We start from the raw sequence: 22296 nt of genomic DNA, 5'->3' as shown, positions 1-22296 counted from the left end.
TTGAGAATTTCTCAGTAAACTCCAGTATATTTAATCCTTGAAACATAATTTTAGCTTGTTTGGTATCTATAGGTTAAATATACTAAAATTATTAGCAATACCCAGGCGCCTTATTCTATAATAAAAATCGTTAAGCTTTTTTCAGGTTTTGTATTTTCTTATTAAAACCAAAATTTATAAAAGGGTGCAAAATAAAATCCTACTGATACTAAGCCTTGTCACTCTTGCTTCCATCTGTGGGTGCAATCCAAATGGTTCTACAAGTAGCTACCATCTTACTGCCACCGAACGGAAAATTTGCGACACTTTGCAAATTGATTCAAGCATCGTGATGGATATTAGGGCAGAGACTAATAAAAAAATTGAACCTTTCCATTATTCGCTTTCTAAAATTTATGAGAAAGGAAAAGAAACAGAGTTAGATCCTGTTTATCTGAAAGGGCTTGTTTTTGATGAGCAGAGTTCGCGGTCGTAAACCTGGTCTTTAACCTGAAAGATGGTTTTAAAAAGAAAGGTTATACCATATTTCTGTTAGAGAGTAACTTCAATATTGGTAATAAACCTGATCGAGTGGGTGTCCTTAAAACAACCGACAAATACTCCGTTTTGCAACAAATAGGTACGGATGGTATCAACTACAACATCACTAACGACAGTTTAATTACGATCATTAAACGATTTGACAAACAATACTCACTCGAGCTCATTGGAGCCTCGGGTGACTGGTGCGAGTTTTTGATTCATAAAGAACCAAAAAACTGGCTGACCTTTGCGAAAGAAATATATAAAGTGTGCCCTGATGTGGTCGACCAGGGTACAGAAACAGTTGAAGCTCTTGCAGGCGAAATGAAAAAGACAAAACGACTGTATTTCTGGTGGGATTAGCCACATCCATCAAAACAAAAGTTGGATGTAGTTACCTAAAGAAGAAATTGTGTGCATTACATTCCAAACCCACTTTCTTTAAACGTAATTATGTTTGCTGAGATTTAATACGCCTTCCCCCTCAATTCTTCTTAGTCGGCGTGTATTTCCACATATCCTGTTTCAGGCCGGGGTTACCGGTGCCTGCATAGCCTACTCCATCGATAACAAAACTTATGGCATCGTAACGTGCGGCTCCCCCATAGGTGGTAACTTTAATCCAGCTATTCGCCAGGGCATCATATTTATACCAATCATCTGTGGATGAGGTTGCGGTTGTGCCAAGGCCTACATACCCATCGGTACCGATAGCAAACTGGCTGCTGAATACGCGTTCTTTGCCTGTAAAATCGGCTTTGCCGGTCCATTTGTTGGCGGCCGGGTCATATTCCCAAAAGTCCTTCTTTACGATATCTGGCGAGGAGCCTCCTAAGCCCGCATACCCTTTCCCGTTTACCGAGAATGCCGCCACGCCAAAGCTGCCGTTACCGGGATAATCTGCCATGCGGGTCCATTTATCTGCGGCAGCGTCATATTTATAAAAATCGTTATAATTGGCATCATAGCTACCGTTGGTTCCTAAGCCCAGATAGCCGAAGCCATTTATCTCCAAAGCGATAACATTCTCGCGACCAACGGCTGGCAAATCAGCCTTTTGCGTCCAGATGTCGGTTGCAGGATTATATTCCCAAAAGTCTTTATTTTGAGGTAAGGCATCGGGCCCGTCGTAATATTGCATACCAAAGCCGGTACCCATATAAGCCTTGCCATTAATGGTAAAGCCCCGAATGTACTCGGCAGCCTGGCCGGGATAATCGGCCTTGCGGGTCCATTTGTCGGTATCGGGATCGTATTCCCAAAGGTCGTAAAGTGGCACCAGGTTAAACCCCGAACCGGCATTGCCGCCAACGATATAGCCTTTGCGGCCGATGGTAAAGCCATAGGACCGCACCCGCCCTACACCACCGAAATCCCCCAGCTGTTTCCATAGACCAGGCAACGCGTTGGCGTAATTAGGTACGAAGGGTTTCTCCTTTTTACAGGCAACAAGCATAGCTGTAGCGATAAGCAACAGGAACAGTCTTTTTAAAAGCATATAATTGGCGAGATAAAAGTAAATATATCAATACATTTTGAATGCAGTGATATAACCATACGCTAAATACGCAATTGAGCCCTTGTCCGTTGCTTTTAAGCGTTCAGAAGTTGTTGGTAAAGGTCGATAAACTGCCCAACGTGCAGGCCGTCAGTAAGGCCGTGGTGAACGGTGATGGATAAAGGCATCATCTTTTTGCCATGCACTTCAGTAACCTGGCCAACCGATAATTTGGTCGAACTATCTTTAAAAGCAAAACTCCGGGCATGCGTTAGCCCGGTAAACTTTATGCCCGGCATGGCCGAAAAGTGGATGATGTTTTCATGGGGGATGCTTAAATCAAGCCCCGTGGTGGTCAGTATACGATCCGTATCTGCTTTAGCCAAGGCGATAAATTCCTCCAGAGTAGGCACGTAAGGAACGAAACCAAAGCCAAAAGTACCATTCGGGCGCAGCACCACGTGGGTAACATCTATTCTATCGTATAGGAAAACCTCGTCGTTTATAGCACGATACCTAAAGCTCTCGTTTTTATTGATCGCCGTAATGGCACAATACAAATAATACAGATAAAAGGAAACGCCCAGCTCCTTTGCTTTAGCATAGGCCGCTGTAACGTCTACATCAACATTGATACTGAAATATGGCTCCTCGAAACTGTTGAACAGTTTAAAATGGTCCTCGCGCAGCCAGCCTGCTAATTCTATTTTCGTCCTCATCTTACAACAGTTCCAGTATTTCTTTTATGCTGTCCACGCTTTTAAAGCGCTCGTTGTCTATGCTGTCTTCTATGTGCTCATGCGCCCAGGTAATATGGTAAGGCACATGCACGCCATAGCCGCCAACATTTAATACCGGCAGTATATCACTTTTCAACGAGTTGCCCACCATCAATAGTTCCGAAGGCTGGATATCCAGATGCTTAATCAGTTTAAGGTAATTGGCGTCATCCTTCTCGCTCATGATTTCAATATGATGGAAATATGGGTTCAAGCGCGATTTCTTCAGTTTACGCTCCTGATCCAGCAAATCGCCTTTGGTAGCTACAACCAGGCGGTATTTGCCTTTAAGGGCTTCCAGCACGTCTTCCACCCCATCCAGCAGTTCGATGGGTTGGTTCAGCATCTGCTTGCCGAGATCCATAATCTGCTTCACCACTTCTATACTAAGCGTATCGTTGGTAATTTTCATAGCGGCCTCTATCATGGATAGGATAAAGCCTTTGATGCCATAACCATACAAGGCAAGGTTTTCAATTTCGATGCGCAGCAGTTCGCGCTCCAGGTCGTGCCGCGAAAGGTAATCGCTCAATAATTCGCAAAAGCGTTCCTCCGTTTGCCTGAAGTAGGGTTCGTTTACCCAAAGGGTATCATCCGCGTCGAACGCGATAACTTTGATGTCCATAGAGGCAAAGATATTTAACTATGGACAAATAAAAAGCAGCTACCGATGTTAGTATTAGCAGATATAAGTCAGATGAGGCTATTTTCAATGAAACCTAAGAAATCATTAGCTGATATTACATTAACCGAGGGAAATGGGAGATGTTTTAAAACATTAAAATGAGCGTCATTCGTCACAATGAAATCTGCGTTTCCTGCTACAGCAGTATCAAAAAACTTGTTGTCATCCGGGTCACTTTTGATTGCATTCCATGTATAATAAACCTGGGGATGAATTACGTTAGTCGATTCGGCAAAAACCTCCATAACAAACCCTGCAATTCCAGAGCGGGCATGTTGTTGCAGAATCTCCTCGTATTCGTAAAGAATTTCATCAGAAACTACCAATTCAAATTCCAGATCCAGAAATGCTGCCCATATTGGCCTAAAGCGGCTTTTTACGCCAATAGCCACCAGAGTACATTGGAATCTAAGACAACCTTCATCAAGACTTGCGCGAGGGGCTTCTGAAATGCTGCTTGCTTAACTCTTCGTAATATTGAGGCGTAATATCATTTTCCTTTTCCCATTCTTCAACGCTTTCATCTATTTGCTTTGCCAGAAGCTTTACCACAAGTTCCTTTATCTCTTTAAAAGATGCTTCGGGCATGGGCTTTTTTAATAACCGCAGCATCAACAGCTGCTGTTCATTTAAAGAATCGGATACTAATTCCTTTGCTTCCATATACAAATATAGCATTTGGGTGCCAACAAACCCAAATGTCTCCTATCTCAAATCTACACGTTCATATCTCACTCAAAAACCCTATTTTTGCAGCCTTAAAATACACTGTATTAATATGAGTATCGCGCTATCCGAACAGGAACTTTTCCGTCGCAAATCGTTGCAAGAGTTACGTGCCCTCGGCATTAACCCTTACCCTGCCGAAGCCTATGATGTAAATGCATGGGCGCAGGATATTAATGACAAATTCGAAGCCTCCCCGGATAAATATAAACAGGTTACCGTAGCCGGGCGTATCATGACGCGCCGCATCATGGGCAGCGCATCGTTTTTTGAACTGCAAGACAGTACAGGCCGTGTGCAAGTGTACATCAAACGCGATGACATTTGCCCCGGCGAGGATAAAACACTTTACAATACCGTATTTAAAAAGCTGTTGGATATTGGCGATTACGTGGGCGTAAAAGGTTTTGTGTTCATTACCCAAACCGGCGAAATATCGGTGCATACCGAAGAATTGACCATATTGGCCAAATCCCTTAAACCGCTGCCCGTTGTAAAACGCGAGGAAGACGGCACAATACACGATGGCTTTACCGATCCGGAAATGCGTTACCGCCAGCGTTATGTCGACCTGACCGTTAACCCCGATTATAGAAACATTTTCATCAACCGCTCTAAGGTAATCAGCACAATGCGCAATTACTTTAACGCGCAGGGCTGGTTGGAGGTGGAAACGCCTATACTGCAGGCCGTACATGGCGGCGCAGCGGCGCGTCCATTCAATACGCACCATAATACGCTGGATATGCCGCTCTTTTTGCGCATTGCCAATGAGTTATACCTGAAAAGGCTTATCGTTGCCGGTTTTGATGGCGTTTACGAGTTCGGCAAGATGTTCCGTAACGAGGGTATGGACCGCACCCATAATCCTGAGTTTACCTCGATGGAAATCTACGTGGCCTATAAAGACTATATCTGGATGATGGCCATGGTGGAAGAATGTTTGGAAACGGTAGCAAAAGCCGTTCACGGTAACCCCGTGGTACAGGTAGGCAAACACGAGATAAACTTTGCCGGTCCGTACGAAAAACTGAGCATGTACGATTCTATCCTGAAATACACCGATATCGATGTATCGGCAATGGATGAGGCAGCCTTATTAAAGGTGTGTGCCGATTTGGGCATAGAAACCAATGCCACTATGGGAAAAGGCAAACTGGTAGATGAAATTTTCAGCGAGAAAGTTGAAGCTCACCTTATACAGCCTACCTACATTACCGATTACCCCATAGAGATGACGCCGCTGGCCAAAAAACACCGTACGAAAGACGGTTTGGTGGAACGTTTCGAGCTGTTCGTAAACGGCAAGGAGATAGCTAATGCTTACTCTGAACTGAACGACCCGATTGACCAACGCGAACGCCTGGAAGAGCAGCTGATATTAGCAGGTCGTGGAGATGACGAGGCCATGGCGATGGACGACGATTTCCTGCGTGCACTGGAGTACGGAATGCCACCAACATCGGGCCTGGGTATCGGTATCGACCGTTTGGTAATGCTGATGACCAACCAAAGCACCATACAGGAAGTATTGTTCTTCCCGCAGATGCGCCCCGAGAAAAAGGAACAGGCTAAGATTTCTACAATCGAAGATTTTGTTGCCGAAGGCGTACCAGCCCCTTGGGTGCTTGTGCTTAAAAATATGGGCATTAACACCGTTGAACAGCTGAAGGCCCAAAACCCGAATAAGTTGTTTAACGATTTGGGCGGTATGCGCAAGAAAATGAAACTGGATATCCCGATGCCTACTAAGGAAGAGGTGATAGCCTGGTGCTCTTAAACTAATATCATGGCCAAGACACGCATTATGTTTATCGAAAACAAAACCGAATCGTTAAACGGTGATGCCAGGATAGGTAAAGTGACGTTTTCACAAACGGGGCGTTCGGTACATTATAATAGGCAAACTTTCCTTAAGGTAAAAGGCTACAAGTATAACCATGTTGATGTGGAGTCTTTAGAGCAATATTGGATATCGGGCTGCAAAAAAGATGGCAATGACAGGTTGTATGGCGGAACAAAGCCCGTTCATATCGACGAGGATATCCGGGAAGAATATTGGTGTGTGATTAGGGAATTGCCGCAATTCAAATCAGAAGTTTCCCACTATTAAAAAATAAGAAAAGGCCCTCGACGGCCTTTTCTTATTTTTATACTATTCAAACTTTTTCCCGGCCGAAATGCCAGGCCAATCATCAGTGCGGAAAGGGCTTACCGGCATTCCCTGCGTATTAAATAGGTTGGCATCCAGCGGGGCATCCGTCCAGGCGTAACGGGCGGCTATAGGATTCTGGACTGCGGGGCACCAAACTTTTACCTGATTGCCTGTGATCACAGCCTGGGCGTAGTAGAATTTATGGTCTGCACCTGCCAATTCAAACCCTTTTACATAGCCATATTTATCTTTTACCATCAAGCCATTTTCGGTATGGCTTAAGTTGACGAGTGCGTATCCGTTGCTAAACTCAGTCGAAACAAACTGCGGACTTTCGGCAAATCCCGGCAAATGGTAAACCACATTGAATGCCGACGCTGCCAGCCTATAACCAACTGTAGCTTTATCTCTTGGGTGTATATTGTTAGCGTCGCCTGCGTCAATGCTGATGGCGGTACCTGTGTTGGGTAGATTTAGAGTATTGTTTTGTGCTTCCCGCAACTCAGCCCAATTACTGCCGATATTGCTGTTTTGGGAACCGCCAAAGGAAGATAGTTGCACGAAGAGGAACGGGAACGGTTTGGCCCATTTTTCGCGCCAGTTACTTAACAGTAAGGGAAAAACGCTGCGGTACTGATAGGCCCTATCCGCATTAGACTCGCCCTGGTACCAGATAACACCAGCTATACCGTAAGGTACGACAGGGTTTATCATGCTGTTATAAAGCGATGATGCATTGTTATTAGGTAAAAAATCAAAGTGGTAAGGCTTGCTTAAATCGGGCATTACGCGCCATTTGCTGTCGGCCAGTGTAATGGTGGTATCGTTAAAGCGTACGTACATATCCTGCGCCGGCCCGCTAAGGCCGATATCGAACCGTGAGGTGTCCTTTTGCGGACCCATATAAATCAACAGACTGTTTGAGCCACCCGTAAAACTACCCGCAGGCAGCTTAAAAGTAGTGCTATTATCGCCTTTATCTAACCGAACACCGTTGAGGTAAACTGTGGTATTAGCAGCGGAATTCCCTAAAGATATAGAGGAATTCTCTGTTGCGTAAGTACTGTCTAAAACAATGCTGCGCTGCATAAAACCCTGCCCCCGGTACGAGTACAACCTGCCCACCCACTCCCAGGAACTAGGCATGTAACCCTGCTGCCATGTGTCAAAAAAAGCGGCTGGTTTTGCGGCGAGGTCAGCCAAACTATAATTCATGACTTCCCCGTTGCGGAAAGCCCAGCGTTTTAATTTGTTATTGGCGCGGGCGGCCAACTGTTTATCGTTTACAGGCAAGCCGGGCACCGCTGCGGACAATTCCGGCGAGGCCAGCATAGCATCTTTGCTTATCCAGTCCTCCGCTTCGGTACCACCCCAGCTACTGTTTACAAGGCCCACGGTAACATGCAGGTTTTCTGCGAGGCGCCTGGCGAAGAAATACCCCACAGCCGAAAAATCGCCGACGGTGGCATTTGTCGCCAATCGCCATTCCCCACCAGTTAGTTCAGTTTGGGGTGTTAGGCTTACCTTGCGGGGCACATCGAATTCTCGCACAGCAACACTGGCGGCCAGCTTGCGCTCTGCTTTGTAGCCGTAAGCGTCCCTAAGATGAAACTCCATGTTCGATTGCCCCGAACATAGCCAAACTTCGCCCAGCATTACATCAGTATAGATCAGCGATTGTTTTCCCGATGCTATCCGCATCATATACGGCCCTCCTTCTTTCATGGGTGCTAACGTAACCTTCCAATGACCTGTAGCATCCGCAACCGCAGTCGTCGCGCTACCATTTAGACTCACGGAAACCTTTGCGTTTTTTGCAGCCGTGCCCCAAACTGGTATAGGTTGGTTGCGCTGCAAAACCATATGGTTGTTGAATAATTTGGCTGGTACAAGCTGCGCGTAACCAGAGTTGGCTACAAAGCATGCAGAGATGATGAAGAGTAAGGCTTTCATTTGCGGTATAACCTGTAAGAATATTTTTAAGCTGGTTGGCAAGGTAAATATAGGTATTTACGCCGAATGGACGGTGGTTATCAACGCAGGCTTTCCACAGTTGTGAAAAACCGACCAAACCTTATTCACAATTTCTTAACAAAAGGATAAAACAAAAAGAACTCTCGTATTAAACAACATCTTTAACTTTATAAAAATCATATTAATACGAATACCCATGACTAACTCTATCCTGGAAATAACCGAAAACGAGTACCTGATAAAACTAAACAGGAGCACTTTCGACCTGTCGTTTATCCGTAGCCTGTTGAAAATGGTGGAGGTTTCTAAGCCAAGCGAACAGAAGGAATTCAACTATATCGACAGCTATCTAAACGGTAAAAAAAGCGACTCTTCGGAGCCTGAGTACTACAGCTCGATAGATGAAAAATAGCAAATGCTATTTTTCATCTATCGTTTTACAGGTTTAGAACTTCTGCTGGCGAAAACCGCCGCGTACTACCTGCTGTTTATCCATTTGGGCCATTTGGCCTTTCATCATTTTAATTTGATCGGCAAGTAGCTTGTTCTTATCGTCTTTCGCGGCTTCCTTTAAATAGATCTCGGCGTTGCGTTTATCGCGTTTCGCCATTGATATACCTGCCAGGCTTAACTTGGCCAGGGCTGTGTTGTGGCTCATGCTCATGCCCAAGCTCAGGGCTTTCTTAAAGTATTTCTCAGATTTCAGCGGCGCCTTGCGCGATTCTATCAAACCCACCAACAGGTTGTAGTAACCGTGCTGTGCTTTATATAACTGTTTTTCGTAGTCGGTAATTTTCAAAAGCCATTGTTCGGATTCCTCCATCTTTTCTTTGCGGAGGAAATACTGGGCTATCAGCATATTTTCGTTAAAAAAGAAAGTCAGCAGTATTAAACCACCAATTAAAATAACGGGGATCCCCCAACCCCAAAAGCCAAAAACACAAAGAGCAACACCGCCGCCCATAGTAACGCAGGCTATAATCAATCTAACTAAATTCGACATCATTTGTATTGTATAATCAAAGTGCGAATATCGTTATTTGTAAGCACAATAAAACATCTGTATCAAGATTTATGGCCGGAGAATTAGAACAATCATGGAAAAATATTTTGGGCGAAGAACTGGAAAAGCCCTATATGCTGCAACTAAAAAGCTTCCTTAAGCAGGAACGGGATGCGGGGCATACTATTTACCCTAAAAATGCCGAAATATTCAATGCCTTCAACACCACCCCACTGGATGAGGTGAAAGTAGTGATCATCGGTCAGGACCCGTATCACGGGCCGGAGCAGGCACATGGGCTGTCATTCTCGGTACGCGAGGGCATCGTTCCTCCTCCTTCCCTGCGCAATATATATAAAGAACTGGCGACGGATATCCCCGGCTTTCAAATACCAAAAAGCGGTGATTTGACCAAATGGGCGCAGCAAGGGGTGCTGCTGCTAAACGCGACGTTGACGGTACGCGCCGCCACCGCAGGCTCGCACCAAAAGAAAGGCTGGGAAACCTTCACCGATGCCGCCATCAAAAAAATATCCGACGAAAAGGTGGGATTGGTATTTATTCTGTGGGGAGCTTATGCGCAATCGAAAGGCGTGCTTATAAATCCCAATAACAACCATCTCATCATCAAATCTACCCATCCCTCGCCGCTGGCCGTAAGCCACGGTGGGTTCTTTGGCTCAAAGCCGTTCTCTAAAACGAATGATTTCCTGGTAAAACAAGGGAAACAGCCGATTGATTGGCAAATCTAATAGATATGCGGGTTCGAGATTTGTAAATCTACAGGTGGAAAACACAAGGCATTCATGTTTAACTTAGTGCTTAATTTGTCGCCTAATGGCGCGGAGATGAGGAATGTAAAACAAACAGAACGAGCCTTGCAAACTGGTTTGCAAGGCTCGTTCTGTTTGTTGAGTATAGTGCTTTACTTAGCCGGTGTTATTACGATATTGCGGTAATCGATAGGCCCGTGATCACCTTGTATCATTAACGGACCGGGCTCGCCCTCCCGGCTGTCTATGGCACCACCAGTGATGCCGGGAATTTCTGCCCTGCAAATTACTTCGGTTCCGTTAGCCACAATGGTGACCAAGCGGCCAACCAATGTGATATCATAGCTTTGCCATTCTCCCGGGTTTTTGGCCATCATTTTATTCGGCGGCAAAAAGCCATAAATAGAGCTGAATTGATTATTTATCGGCTCAGGCGCACCACTTTTGGTATCAATTACCTGTACTTCGTAACGGCCACGCAGGTACACGCCGCTGTTGCTGCCTTGTTTGTAGCGGAATTCGATATGCAATTTGAAATCGCCGAAGGTTTTATCGGTTAACAAGTTGGCGCCAGATTGCAGGCTGCGCAATACGCCTTTTTCAACTATCCATTGGTTAGGTCTGCCATCCGTGTGCCAGCCTTTGGTGTTCTTACCGTTGAACAGTGCAATTGGCTTGCCCCAAACGGGTGCCTTGGCAGGCAACATCCTTGGAGCACGCACGCCGGTAAAGTTATAGGTTTTGCCATCGGTATAAACCATACTGCCTTTTATTACATCGCCGGCAACTTCAAATTCAAAATCCATATTGCGGTCGCCCTGCTCCCATTGCGGTGGGATGGAGAAGCTGAATTTGCCATCGTGTGATTTAACTTCCGATATAGGCCTCGCGCTGCCAAAAGCATAAGTAAAGCGACCGATAAGTGTATGCGTACCCGATTTTTGCACCTCCAGCCACGATGGCTGGGTTTTGCCGTCTTTCTCCATCGTCAAATCCCAGCGGCCAATTACGTCAGGGTCTTTAAGCAATTGATGATCCTGTGCCGATGCGCTGAAGGATGCCGTTAAGATCATTAACAAAACAAGCTGTACGCCAATAAAGCGGGCAACGCCCCTGCAAAATGTTACGGGTAAAATTTTCATATTTATGGTTTATATTTTTAAAGCTACGAAGTTAATTGAGATTTTGAAATAAACGCCCATTTCAGATCGGTTTAGCTTACAATCGAAAGCTAAGGCTCAGTTGTAAACCTACCCTATCTCGACCGCCAAATTCTCTACCCATTTGCCGAACAATATAGTTTCCATTTCTACGGCTTTGTTGGCATGCAATTGCCAGTCGGGCGAAAACACCTGCAGTTGTTTAATCATTTCCTCCAGGTGCCCTTCTTCCTCCAAGATGATAGATTTTACGTTCACCTTGCTGGCCGCCTGGTCAAGCGCATCCTGGTAAATAGGGTAAAGTTCATCGGCGCGTACCTCAATGGCGTAGGTTACCAGCAAATACGCCGCAAAACGCAGCTCTGCTCCTGATAGACTTAAACCATACTTAAGGTATCGGCAAACATCTATATCCAACTGATGGAGGTAACGCTTGCTAAAATCCGGGGCAAGCAGGTATTCACCTGCATAGGTAGGGCATTCCACACCTGTTTTTTCTATTTGCTTTTTCAGATAGAAAGCATGACGGTGCTCTTCGGCAGCATGTTTCAGTATAATATAAGTTACAGTGGCGGGGTCTTCGCTGGCCGATATCTTACGCGCGCCGGTATTTTCCATCAGCGATAGCGTGTTTAGCCAGCGTGCGTGCAGGCGGTTTTTGGCAATAATTTTGGTTAAGATAGTGTTCAGTTGCATAAATCAGATCTCATCGAGCGCCTGCCCGATGCTTTGGTAAATATAATCGAGTTGGGTATCGCTTATGCAATACGGTGGTAAAATGTAAATAACGTTGCCCAGTGGGCGCAGGATAATCCCTTTATCCAGAAAATAATGGTAAAGCTTATCGCGCAGCCCGCTAAAATAAGAAGTATCATTGCCGGTTTCCCATTCCATAGCCAGTATGGTGCCTATTTGGCGGGTGCTCCTGATGGAACGATGGTCCCTGATCCGCTCTGCAAAGGCGGCATGTTTAGCCCCTATCCTATCAATATTTTGTTGGGTAGACGGCCCCACAAACAAATCAAGGCTTGCCAGCGCTGCGGCGCAAGCAACAGGGTTGGCTGTGTAAGAGTGCCCATGGAACAGCGTCTTCATCCGATCTTCTGAAAGGAAGGCATCATAAATTGCCTGCGTGCAGGTAGTAAGCCCCAACGCCATGGTACCGCCGGTTAGCCCTTTAGAGAAACACATGATATCCGGCAATACTTGCACATAATCGCATGCGAAGTTTTTACCAGTGCGGCCAAATCCTGTAAACACCTCATCCGCAATCAGCAGTATGCCCTCGCTTTGGCAATGCGCCATCAGCTGACTAAGGTATTCCGCTTCATACATAATCATACCTGCAGAGCCTTGCACCAGGGGTTCGAAAATGAAGCAAGAAATTTGAGATTTGAGCTCTGAGATTTGGGACTTCAAGGCCTCAATATTATCAGCATCCGGTAAATCTATAAACTCAACATCGAACAGCAAGCTATCGAAAGCAGCCGTAAAAGCACTGCGTCCACTTACCGACATAGCCCCGAAGGTGTCGCCGTGATAAGCATTATTAAAGGCTAATATCTTCGTACGCTGCTGCCCTTTGTTTAACCAATATTGCAGGCACATCTTTATGGCAGCTTCTACAGCAGTAGAGCCGTCATCGGTATAAAAGGCTTTTTTTTGATTAGATGGGAGCAATTGCAATAGCCGCTCGGCAAGTTGTACGGCACCCTCGTGGGTAAAGCCGGCAAAAATAACGTGTTCCAGTTTTTGGATTTGTTCTGCCACTTTTTGGGCGATGTAGGGATGCGCATGCCCGTGGATATTTACCCACCAGGACGATACCGCATCGATATATTCTCTCCCATCTTCTGCATACAAACTGGCACCGTAACCCCTAACTATAGGGATAGGCGGCTGCGCGGTCTTCATTTGCGTGTAAGGGTGCCAGATAACGGCAAGGTCGCGTTCAACTAGACTCATAAGGATTTTATCAGGAGTTTAGCTACGTGCTCATCAACCGGAAACGTGAAGTTAGCGGGTACCAGATCAACAAGCTTTACCCAGCGAAAAGATTGCAGTATCTCGCCTTCGCCCTCAAAATCGAACGCAATGGCTTTGGCCTCGAAAGTAATATCGGAAATAGCTTCCACCATGTAGTAAACGCTGATTAGCTGACTATCGTTAAAAGCGGATTTCACGAAGAAATCGGTAGTGTAAAAATGACTAGTTACCTCTACCTCCAGGTTACATTCTTCCATAAACTCGCGCTTAAGGCCGTCTATAAGCCCCTCGCCGTACTCCAAGCCCCCTCCCGGGAACTTGGTAAAACGCATGCCGTACTCCTGCTCGTCGCTAATTAGCACTTCGTTATCGCCATTAATAAGCAGCCCGTACACGCGGACGTTAAAAAACTCCTTATTGTTCATAGTGTTTTTTGTTACGCATTACTTTCTCCATTGTCCAAACTATTTCCTCTGTTTTTGCCTCCGATCTTATGGGGCAATTTGGCATATTGCAATAATGGCAGCAATCTGGCAGGCAGGGGTCGGTATGGATAAATAACTCGGTTTGTATGCCTGCTTCACGGTTGATAAGCCATTCTACTTCCTTCACTTCCTCATGTACCTTGTTCAGGTCGAAGTAATTGGGGAGCGTAAGATGGCAGTCGATATGCAAATCGTTGCCATATTTTTGGGCTCTCAGGTTGTGTATATCTATCCATTCGTAGCGGCGCTTCTCGCCAAGCAATTTAACCACGTCGTTCACGATTGTAAAGTCCGTTTCGTCCATCAGCCCGGCTACCGATTTCCGGATGAGTTTATACGCGGTAAACGCTATATAAATGCCTACCAAAATAGATAATGCACTATCCAGCCACAATATTTTTGTAAAATAAATGAGCAATAAACCAAGCACCAGCCCGGCGCTGGTAACGGTATCTGTAAGCAGGTGCCTGCCGTCGGCTTCAATTGTAATGGAAGGTAGTGTTCTGCCTTTGCGCACCATGTAGTAGCCTAGCAAGCCGTTCACCCCGCCGGTAAAGCCTATTATCGCAGCGCCACGAATAAGGTCTCGAATCTCCTCGGGATTAAAGATACTGTAAATTGATTTGAGAATAATGATAACACCGGCTATGCCTATAAGTGCACCCTCTAAAAACACCGAGAAGTACTCCACCTTGCCATGTCCATAGGGATGGTTTTCGTCGCGCGGCAGCGATGCAAGGTAAATGCTGTAGAATGCAAAGCCGCTGGCAACGACATTTACAATACTTTCTGCAGCATCGGTAAGTACGAAATTCGAATTTGTTAAAAAGTAAGCGGCGAACTTCATCACCATAAGAACTAAACCGGTGATGAGCGAAAGTAGGATAATCTGTTTGTGTTCTTTCAAAACGCGTAATTTTTTTGAGAGGGCAAACTTAAGGAAAATTTCGCCTCGTGATTTTTTTTAATAGTAACGATTGGGAGGGAATATGGTTTAATAATAATGATCCTGCTAAAAATCGTGTTGCTTCACCTTTCATAGTTGCAATTCTGTAGCTATTCTTTGAGCGCAGATAAGGCGGCCATTGTTTCCTAATATTTCCTTAATTTTACGGTTCATCATATGAAGAAACTCGATTTAGCTGATAAATGGGTGCTGGTTACCGGCGCGTCATCGGGCCTGGGGCAGGAAATGGCCCGGCAATTAGCCATTAAGCACCGTGCAAACCTTATCATAGCCGCCCGCCGTAAAGACAAGCTAGACCAGCTAAAAACTGAACTGGAAGCCGCTAGTGGCGTGCAGGTAAAAGTAATCGTCGCCGATTTATCCGTGCACGACGACGTAGTCCGTATGATAGACCAAAGCCTTGCAGGAGCTACTCTTTACGGGGCCATACTTAATGCAGGCGTTACCTATTTTGGCCGCCACAGCGATTTGCCCTGGGAACAAACCGAAAACATCATGAAGACCAACGTAAACAGCGTGGTGTACATGACGAGCAGACTCATTGGCCATTTCGAGAAAGCGAATACGGAGGGCGGCGTAATGATTGTTTCCAGCATGGCCGCATTTTTCCCGGTGCCTTACCAAGCGGTGTACTCGGCAACTAAAGCTTTCATTATGGCTTTTGCAAATGCCTTATCTGTAGAAATTATGAACCCCGCGCTCTCCCTAACCGTGTACGCCCCCGGCGGCATAGCTACAGAAATGACCGAAGGCAAAAACTTCAACGACCTTAAAAGCTGGCTGATGCCTGTTGGCCAGGCGGCCGCCGAAGGAATAGATGCCTTTATCAAACGCAAGCATGTGCATATACCGGGCTTTATGAACCGGGTGGGTAACGTTTTCATGAGTTTTATGCCGCGCAAATTCATCACAAAAAACATGGGCAAAGTATATTACAAAGCCCTGCTAAAGGCCGAAAATTCATAGTTGTATGTACGAGGCATTCCATAATACACCTTTGGGCTTCGTACGCATAAGAGCCGAGGAGAGGTTTATTACTTCCATAAGCATCAGAGATGAGGAATGCGTGGAAATGCCATCGCCCTCCGCTGCTATTAACCTCGCTATAAAACAATTGGATGAATACTTTGCAGGCAAGCGCAAGGAGTTCGACTTACCGATGAACCAGCCAGGCACCGATTTCCAGAAAGAGGTATGGAAGAACCTGCTCACCGTAAAATACGGTAGCACCATGAGTTACCTGCAATTGGCTAACCAAATGAATAACCCATTGGCTATACGCGCTATAGCCGCATCCAACGGCAAAAACATGCTTTGGATAGTAGTGCCATGCCACCGTATAATAGGCAGCAACGGCAGCCTCACGGGTTACGCGGGCGGGTTGTGGCGCAAGCAATGGTTATTGGAGCATGAGGCCCATGTAATTGGCATAGGTCAGACTAAGTTGCCTTTTTAGCCTTGCCGTTAAGCAGCTTCGTTATTTTGATATGTAGTTCGTGCGGTTCAAACGGTTTGGACAATACATCGTTCATCCCGGATGATAAAGCCTCTTTTTGCTCATGCTCGTAAGCAGCGGCCGAAAGAGAAATGATAGGTACGCTGCGTTTAGACTTCTCTAAATCCATACGAATGGCGCGTGCAACCTGGTAACCATTTTGGCCCGGCATGTGGATATCCATCAGTACCAGATCATAGTCTTCCACCTTTAGGCGCTCCAGGGCAATATTGCCATTATCGGCGACAGATACTTTTAAGTTCCAATCTTTCAGCATCTTTACCAGCATAAACTGGGTAATCATATTTTCCTCAGCTACCAGAACGTTAAGGCCTGCAAAATATATGGGTCGAGTGGCTTGTACAGATAACTCTATTGCGCCCGCGCCGAACCCTCTTACAGCATACTTACTTTCTTTGGAAATTGCGGTGACAAAAAATCACCATAATATCTTTGGTGCGCGGTTTTCAATGTTAGCATATCCACCAGCCCGAAGCCGTCAACCGCCGGCATCTGCACATCCACTAAGGCTATTGCAATTTGGTTTTCCCAGGCAATTTAAAGTGCTTCGTTTGACGAAGTAGTGGTAAACAATTTGATATCGTTCCGCTGCGGCAGGGCTTCAAGGGCTGTGATATTTTCTTCCCTATCGTCAACGATAAGGATACTAAAGGAGGCATGCAATAGTGGGGGTATTAGGTATCGTTCTGTAAAAGCTTAAAAATTTCTGTCGTGCGTAATATATACTCAGCTGCGTCAATTTGAATAGCAGCGTTGGGCATTTCCGCCATTTCTGCATCCTCGGGGTGCTGGGCTATGGTCAAAGCACCTCCTTTGCGAAGCTTGAGCATACCATCTGCCCCATCCTGATTCGCGCCTGAAAATAGTACTGCTGTGCAATTTTTTCCGTAGGCGTATGCCGCACTCTCAAAAGTAACATCTATAGAAGGCTTTGAATACCAAACGGCTTCTGAAACATCCAGGCTAAAAAAACCTGTTTTCTCTATCAAAGTATGATAATTCGGCGGTGCTATATAGATCGTATTACTTTCGAGCGGATCCTTATCACTAATTTCCCTGAGTGACATGCGGCTGTTTTCGGCGAACAGTTTTTCTATTTCACTAAAAAAATTCTTTTTTCGATGGATTACAATGATGACGGTTTTATTGAAATCGTGCGGGAAAGATTTAACCAGCGCAAAAAGCAACTTGAACGAACCTGCCGAGCCGCCCAATAGCAGCAGCTTCGATTCTTTGAATCGCTGAACCAATGTGCTATCAAGCGCCAATTTTTTGGTATATATTTTCTTTTTGATTGATAGCCTTGAACTTTTTGCGAAAATTATCGCTGCGGATGGTTTCTTTGTTGCCTAAGCAAAGATAACCTAGTGGACAAAGGCTTTTATAAAACAAATCAAGGATGCGTTCCTGCAGTTCTGTTTCGAAATAAATAAAAACATTGCGGCAACTAATCATCTGGAACTCGTTAAAAACGGTATCAGATATGAGGTTATGCACCGAGAAAAGGGTATTTTGCTTCAGTTCACTATGTACTGCTGCGGCATCGTACATCACCGTAAAATGGTCAGTGATCGATCCTGGTAGCCCGGTAAACAGATAATTTTCGGCGTAGCTCTTGATCTTGCGCAGGCTATATATGCCCTTACGGGCCTCTTTCAATACTTCGGTATTGATATCGGTACCATAGATAAACGTTTTTTTGGCCAAGCCCTCCTCTTTCATCAGTATAGCCAGTGAATATGCTTCCTCGCCCGACGAACAGCCCGCGCACCATACCTTTACATGCTGATAAGTGGAAAGATATGGCAGTACCTGACTATTAAGTGCCTTGTAAAAAGCCGGATCGCGGAACATTTCGGTCACATTCACGGTAATTTCTTCCAAAAACTCCTGGAAAAAATCGGGATCGTTCACCAATATATGCTTCAGATCGTAAAAACTTAGCTTTTTCAACATCATTATACGCGCCAGCCTCCGTTTTAGAGATGCCTTGGTATAATCGCTGAAATCGAAACCGTGTATCTTTTTTACAAGGTCTATCAACTCCGTTAGTTGCGGATTTGTTAAGTGATTGTCCTTACCTATCGTATCGTCTATCATGATTAGCTATCCAGCCAAAGTTGCATCAATGAGATAAGCCGGTCTATATCTACGGGCTTGGTGATATAATCGTTTGCGCCTGCGGCCATGCATTTTTCGCGGTCATCCTTCATGGCTTTGGCGGTAAGGGCGATAACAGGCAGCTTAGCCCATTTGTTTTGCTTGCGTATGTAGCGTGTAGCCTCGTAACCGTCCATTTTAGGCATCATTATATCCATCAATACGATGTCGATATCATTGATCTCTTCCAACTTGGCTATGGCTTCTTCACCGTCATTGGCTATCACAACATTAAGGTCGTAGCTTTCCAGTGCGCTGCTCAGGGCGAAGATGTTGCGCATATCATCATCTACCACCAACACTTTTTTGCCCTTGAGGCTATCTTTATTAGCACTGATAGGTCTCTTGGGAGATATTGGCGACGATGCCTGCGTTGCCGAACCAGTAGATTCGCTGATTTTATTTAGGAACAAATTTACTTCATCAATAAGCCTATCGCTCGATTTACTGGTTTTCACCACCATGGCGTTGGCATAATGCATCAGCCTGTTTACCGATGATTTATCCAGTTCCATTGCCGTATTGATGATTACAGGCAGGGACGCGAAACGGTCAACCTCTTTTATCTTATCCAGTAAATCCAGTCCTGATATATCCGGCAGGTTAAGGTCTAGAATTACACACTGGTATTCATTCTCATGCAGCATGCGGAACGCCGATTTGCCGTTGTAGGCCTGGTCTACCGTTATACCCTGACTTTGCATCAAATCGCGCAGGGCCTGGCTTTGGGCCTTATGATCTTCTACCAGCAATATCTGTTTAAAGCGCATCCCGCTGTTGGCCATGATATCGGTAAACAGCTTATCAAGTGTTTCGGTATTTACCGGTTTTTTAAGGAAACTGATAGCCCCCTCCTTGCGCACACGGTTGGCAGCCGCTTCGCCTGCCGACATTAAGTGCACCGGTATGCCCAACGTTTCCGGGTCGTTCTTTAGCTCTTTCAATATCTGCCAGCCATCTTTGCCGGGTAGCATAATATCCAATATCACAGCATCCGGATGCTTCTCTTTAATGGTTTCGAAAGCATGCGTACCCTCATATACCATAATGGCGCGATAGCCGTGGTCACGGGCGTAATCCTGCAAAATAGAAGCGAAGTTCTTATCGTCCTCCACAATAACCACCGTAGGCTCGCTGTTTGGGTCAGCTTTACGAGGCACGGTGCTCAGGAAGTTTTCTGCCGGTTTAAACGATTCTACCGTTGGCACATTGAGTTCTTCCTGTACGGTTTGCTGTGCTTCTAGCGGTAAGGTGAGCACGAAATCGCTGCCCTCGCCTGGTTCGCTGGTAAGGGTAATATGGCCACCGAGCAAGCTGGCCAGTTCGCGGCTGATGGAGAGGCCCAAACCCGTACCGCCATACCTGCGGCTGGTAGAGCCATCTGCCTGCTGGAACGCCTCGAAAATAACCTTTTGCTTATCTGCGGGGATGCCTATACCTGTGTCTTTTATGCTGAAGCTGATGGTTTTTGGCATTCTGCCCGGTTTTGCTGTAACCGTGATGGAGCCACCCTCCGGCGTGAACTTAAACGCATTGGAAAGGAGGTTTTTGATTACCTGCTCAGCCCTTTGCTTATCGGTATAGAGGGTTGCAGGTACATTAAGCGAGGTGGTTTTAAAGGTGATGTTTTTGTTCATCGCCATTTCGGCAAACAACGATTGCACATCGCTAAGTATTTCGGAGATACGCACATCCTCATTCTGCATATCCAATTTACCCGATTCAATCTTCGAAAGATCCAGGATATCGTTTATCAGTGTAAGCAGGTCGTTACCGGCATTGAATATTACGCTGGCGTATTTAATCTGATCTTCGGACAAGTTGAGCGGCTTGTTATCCTTCAATATCCGCGCAAGCACCAGAATGCTGTTCAGTGGCGTGCGCAGCTCGTGGCTCATATTGGCTAAAAATTCCGATTTATATTTACCAGTAACCTCCAGCTCGTTTGCTTTCTGGGTAATATTCTGGCGAGCCTCCTCAATAGCTTGATTCTTTTCTTCCAACAAGCTGGCTTTTTCTTCCAGTTCGGCGTTTATGGTGCGTAGCTCTTCCTGCTGTACGCGCAATTCCTCTTCCGATGCCTGCAACATTTCTGTTTTGTTCATCAGTTCCTCGTTGGTTACGCGCATTTCTTCCTGCTGCGCCTCCAACTCTTCGGCTTGCTGCTGCGTTTCCTCAAAGAGGTCGTGCATAATGGTGCGGGCCTGGGCAGTGTTTACTGCAATACCGATATCGTTTGATACCAACAGGATATAATCTTTTATTTGCTGTAGCAATTCGCCACGGAACCCAATCTCCATTACGCCTTTCAGCTTCTTGTCAAAGAAAAACGGCACGATAAAGGTTTCGATGATTTCTTCACTGATGATGGATGAACCTAGTTCAATCTTGTCGTTCAGCCTTCCTTTTATAACAGCTGCCCGCTCTTCTTTGGCGGCCTGCCCTATCCAGCCTTCGGATAAGCGGATGGCTTTCTTAAGTGATGCCGGATCGTGATAGGCAAAGGATGCGTACAGATCCAACCGGTCCTCCGGTTCATTAAACAAGTACATGGTACCGGTAAGCGCTTTGGCGTAATGGCAAACCTCGGCCAGTATATTTTCTGATAGTTCGCGCTCACTTTGCTGGCCCTGAATTTTCTCGTTGAGAGCACCGGTACCGGTAAGCAGCCAGTTTTTGGCCTCATTTTCGGCCAATACCTTTTCCAGTTCTATATTGGCAATTTTAATTTCATCCTCGATTCGTTTCTGTCTGGTAAACGTTCCCTGGATGTAGAAAAACATAATAATAATGATGATCAGGAAAATCATCGAGCCGATAACGATGACAATAATTGCCCGTTGCGATGCCTCGTCTGACGCAGCCTTACGCTGCGCAAGCAGGCTCGTTTCCTTTGCAATAACACGATTATTAATACCACGGATACTATCCATGTTACCTTTTCCGGCCAAAAACATACGGTTGGCTACCATAAAATCAAGCCCTTTAGCTTCGCGGGTTTCGATGTTTAACTTCAACACGGCCAACTGGCGGGCAACTAATGACTTTAGCGAATCTACCCTGGCGGTCTGCTCGGGACTATCTTCCACTAGCTGGCTTAATTGCGTTATGCTTTCGTTGATTCGCGGAACGGCAACATTGTAAGGATCGAGAAATACTTTATTGGCCGTAGCACCATAACCGCGCATGCCGGTTTCTCCATCAATTAATAGCTGCGTTAAATTATTGGCGGTTTTGATCACCTTTTGGGTATGATTTACCCATACGGTATCATCTTCTAATTGCTTAATACTTTTAAAGGACAGTATCCCCACAAAAAGTACCAGTACAATAGAAACAGCAAAACCAGCTAATACCTGGTTACGAAAGGAAAGCTTTAACATTTGGTAGAATGTTGTTTAATTTAGATGCAAAGATGTTTAAAAAAACACTTGTTAACTAAATAAATTACAACGAAACCACTGGGTTACACCTATAAGGAATATTATACTTGTTGTGGAGGCACCTTCAACTTGTTTTTGGGGAAAGTTGCCCCTAAAACGGCTAGTGCCGGCCCGGCAAACAATACATACCACCCCCATTTGAATTTTATCTGCCTGATAAGAAATGATTCCAGGCCTTTAAAAGGGATAAAGCTAAAGGCTCCGTTCACTTTTAAAACAGCTGCTATCAGCAGTAACACCACCAGAAAAAAAGAAATATAGGCCGTGAAGCGCACCACCTTTGACTGATTGAGCACACTGCAAACCACCCCAATGATACCAACCAGCATCAGCAACAAGCCGTAGGGCTGGTTCATTTGGTAAACATTCCAATTGAATAAATGCAACGGGCGAAGCATTGGGCAATAAGTGCCTATAATAAGCACGATAAAGCCAAGCAGCGATAAGAGTGAAGGCAGGCGCAT

The 22296-nt window shown here is 45.5% G+C and carries 26 protein-coding genes; 8 read left to right on the top strand and 18 right to left on the bottom strand.

The genetic code is table 11. The features are described from left to right. The first annotated feature begins 184 nt into the window (after positions 1-184). Positions 185-475, top strand: coding sequence for a hypothetical protein (locus E2R66_RS15090; RefSeq protein WP_133231922.1), 291 nt, complete (start codon positions 185-187; stop codon positions 473-475). Between the two features lie 95 nt (positions 476-570). Further along, positions 571-885, top strand: coding sequence for a DUF4253 domain-containing protein (locus tag E2R66_RS15085; protein WP_158288420.1), 315 nt, complete (start codon positions 571-573; stop codon positions 883-885). A 121-nt stretch (positions 886-1006) separates the two neighbouring features. Here the strand turns inward: E2R66_RS15085 and E2R66_RS15080 are convergent, their stop codons facing one another. From E2R66_RS15080 to E2R66_RS15060, 5 genes are all read right to left on the bottom strand, one after another. Continuing rightward, complete coding sequence (locus E2R66_RS15080) at positions 1007-2020, bottom strand: Kelch repeat-containing protein (protein ID WP_133231926.1); 1014 nt, start codon at positions 2018-2020, stop codon at positions 1007-1009. A gap of 95 nt (positions 2021-2115) precedes the next feature. Next, on the bottom strand, positions 2116-2739 hold the full coding sequence (locus E2R66_RS15075) for a CatA-like O-acetyltransferase (protein ID WP_133231928.1): 624 nt from the start codon (positions 2737-2739) through the stop codon (positions 2116-2118). A gap of 1 nt (position 2740) precedes the next feature. Beyond that, entirely contained in the window at positions 2741-3424 is a 684-nt protein-coding gene (locus E2R66_RS15070; protein WP_133231930.1) for an HAD family hydrolase, read from the bottom strand. 68 nt (positions 3425-3492) lie between these two features. After that, entirely contained in the window at positions 3493-3876 is a 384-nt protein-coding gene (locus E2R66_RS15065) for a putative toxin-antitoxin system toxin component, PIN family (protein WP_204985935.1), read from the bottom strand. Between the two features lie 31 nt (positions 3877-3907). Next, entirely contained in the window at positions 3908-4147 is a 240-nt protein-coding gene (locus E2R66_RS15060; protein ID WP_133231934.1) for a hypothetical protein, read from the bottom strand. Between the two features lie 115 nt (positions 4148-4262). On the opposite strand from E2R66_RS15060, the gene lysS reads away from it, so the two are divergent. Together lysS and E2R66_RS15050 are read left to right on the top strand one after the other, a co-directional pair. Continuing rightward, on the top strand, positions 4263-5990 hold the full coding sequence (lysS, locus tag E2R66_RS15055; protein ID WP_133231936.1) for a lysine--tRNA ligase: 1728 nt from the start codon (positions 4263-4265) through the stop codon (positions 5988-5990). Positions 5991-5999: 9 nt separating this feature from the next. Continuing rightward, positions 6000-6323, top strand: a complete 324-nt coding sequence (locus E2R66_RS15050) for a 1-deoxy-D-xylulose-5-phosphate synthase (RefSeq protein WP_133231938.1) — start codon at positions 6000-6002, stop codon at positions 6321-6323. A gap of 42 nt (positions 6324-6365) precedes the next feature. Here the strand turns inward: E2R66_RS15050 and E2R66_RS15045 are convergent, their stop codons facing one another. Continuing rightward, positions 6366-8318, bottom strand: a complete 1953-nt coding sequence (locus tag E2R66_RS15045) for a sialate O-acetylesterase (RefSeq protein WP_133231940.1) — start codon at positions 8316-8318, stop codon at positions 6366-6368. Positions 8319-8535: 217 nt separating this feature from the next. On the opposite strand from E2R66_RS15045, the gene E2R66_RS15040 reads away from it, so the two are divergent. Then, on the top strand, positions 8536-8751 hold the full coding sequence (locus E2R66_RS15040) for a hypothetical protein (protein ID WP_133231942.1): 216 nt from the start codon (positions 8536-8538) through the stop codon (positions 8749-8751). Positions 8752-8784: 33 nt separating this feature from the next. Here the strand turns inward: E2R66_RS15040 and E2R66_RS15035 are convergent, their stop codons facing one another. Then, positions 8785-9342 (bottom strand): DUF2892 domain-containing protein, encoded by a 558-nt coding sequence (locus E2R66_RS15035; RefSeq protein WP_133232167.1) that lies wholly within the window; start codon positions 9340-9342, stop codon positions 8785-8787. Between the two features lie 71 nt (positions 9343-9413). Here E2R66_RS15035 and ung point away from each other — a divergent pair, with 71 nt between their 5' ends. After that, positions 9414-10094, top strand: a complete 681-nt coding sequence (gene ung / locus E2R66_RS15030; RefSeq protein WP_133231944.1) for a uracil-DNA glycosylase — start codon at positions 9414-9416, stop codon at positions 10092-10094. Between the two features lie 173 nt (positions 10095-10267). On the opposite strand, the gene E2R66_RS15025 is transcribed toward ung, so the two are convergent. The 5 genes from E2R66_RS15025 to E2R66_RS15005 form a co-directional block, all read right to left on the bottom strand. Beyond that, the gene (locus E2R66_RS15025) at positions 10268-11257 is read right to left on the bottom strand and encodes a 3-keto-disaccharide hydrolase (protein WP_204985934.1); all 990 of its coding nucleotides are present in this window, start codon (positions 11255-11257) and stop codon (positions 10268-10270) included. A 108-nt stretch (positions 11258-11365) separates the two neighbouring features. Next, positions 11366-11971, bottom strand: coding sequence for a hypothetical protein (locus tag E2R66_RS15020; RefSeq protein WP_204985933.1), 606 nt, complete (start codon positions 11969-11971; stop codon positions 11366-11368). A 3-nt stretch (positions 11972-11974) separates the two neighbouring features. Further along, positions 11975-13240: an adenosylmethionine--8-amino-7-oxononanoate transaminase gene (bioA, locus tag E2R66_RS15015; RefSeq protein ID WP_192901978.1), complete on the bottom strand. Its 1266-nt coding sequence runs from the start codon at positions 13238-13240 to the stop codon at positions 11975-11977. Continuing rightward, positions 13237-13686 carry an NUDIX domain-containing protein gene (locus tag E2R66_RS15010; protein ID WP_133231949.1) on the bottom strand — a complete coding sequence of 150 codons (450 nt, stop codon included), beginning with the start codon at positions 13684-13686 and terminating at the stop codon, positions 13237-13239. The genes bioA and E2R66_RS15010 overlap by 4 nt, the downstream gene beginning before the upstream one ends. Further along, a complete protein-coding gene (locus tag E2R66_RS15005) occupies positions 13676-14653 on the bottom strand; it encodes a cation diffusion facilitator family transporter (RefSeq protein ID WP_133231951.1) in 978 nt (325 codons plus the stop codon). Before E2R66_RS15005 ends, E2R66_RS15010 begins: the two co-directional genes overlap by 11 nt. A 216-nt stretch (positions 14654-14869) precedes the next feature. Here E2R66_RS15005 and E2R66_RS15000 point away from each other — a divergent pair, with 216 nt between their 5' ends. Together E2R66_RS15000 and E2R66_RS14995 are read left to right on the top strand one after the other, a co-directional pair. Then, positions 14870-15679: an SDR family NAD(P)-dependent oxidoreductase gene (locus tag E2R66_RS15000; RefSeq protein WP_133231953.1), complete on the top strand. Its 810-nt coding sequence runs from the start codon at positions 14870-14872 to the stop codon at positions 15677-15679. Between the two features lie 4 nt (positions 15680-15683). Next, a complete protein-coding gene (locus tag E2R66_RS14995) occupies positions 15684-16169 on the top strand; it encodes a methylated-DNA--[protein]-cysteine S-methyltransferase (RefSeq protein ID WP_133231955.1) in 486 nt (161 codons plus the stop codon). On the opposite strand, the gene E2R66_RS28985 is transcribed toward E2R66_RS14995, so the two are convergent. The 6 genes from E2R66_RS28985 to E2R66_RS14970 all read right to left on the bottom strand — a co-directional run bounded on the left by E2R66_RS28985 (position 16153) and on the right by E2R66_RS14970 (position 22296). Continuing rightward, positions 16153-16530 (bottom strand): response regulator, encoded by a 378-nt coding sequence (locus E2R66_RS28985; RefSeq protein WP_394347192.1) that lies wholly within the window; start codon positions 16528-16530, stop codon positions 16153-16155. The genes E2R66_RS14995 and E2R66_RS28985 overlap by 17 nt on opposite strands. 236 nt (positions 16531-16766) lie before the next feature. Further along, positions 16767-16892 carry a response regulator gene (locus tag E2R66_RS29125; protein ID WP_262710303.1) on the bottom strand — a complete coding sequence of 42 codons (126 nt, stop codon included), beginning with the start codon at positions 16890-16892 and terminating at the stop codon, positions 16767-16769. A gap of 11 nt (positions 16893-16903) precedes the next feature. Beyond that, positions 16904-17497, bottom strand: coding sequence for a chemotaxis protein CheB (locus tag E2R66_RS14985; RefSeq protein ID WP_158288419.1), 594 nt, complete (start codon positions 17495-17497; stop codon positions 16904-16906). Continuing rightward, the gene (locus E2R66_RS14980) at positions 17487-18329 is read right to left on the bottom strand and encodes a CheR family methyltransferase (RefSeq protein WP_133231959.1); all 843 of its coding nucleotides are present in this window, start codon (positions 18327-18329) and stop codon (positions 17487-17489) included. The genes E2R66_RS14985 and E2R66_RS14980 overlap by 11 nt, the downstream gene beginning before the upstream one ends. A gap of 2 nt (positions 18330-18331) precedes the next feature. Further along, the gene (locus E2R66_RS14975) at positions 18332-21772 is read right to left on the bottom strand and encodes a hybrid sensor histidine kinase/response regulator (RefSeq protein ID WP_133231961.1); all 3441 of its coding nucleotides are present in this window, start codon (positions 21770-21772) and stop codon (positions 18332-18334) included. A 101-nt stretch (positions 21773-21873) separates the two neighbouring features. After that, positions 21874-22296 (bottom strand): hypothetical protein, encoded by a 423-nt coding sequence (locus E2R66_RS14970; RefSeq protein WP_133231963.1) that lies wholly within the window; start codon positions 22294-22296, stop codon positions 21874-21876.

The organism is Mucilaginibacter psychrotolerans (genome assembly GCF_004519315.1).
Classification (GTDB): domain Bacteria; phylum Bacteroidota; class Bacteroidia; order Sphingobacteriales; family Sphingobacteriaceae; genus Mucilaginibacter; species Mucilaginibacter psychrotolerans.
The sequence above is the reverse complement of the archived record's forward strand: the minus strand, read 5'-3'. Positions and strand labels throughout refer to the sequence as shown.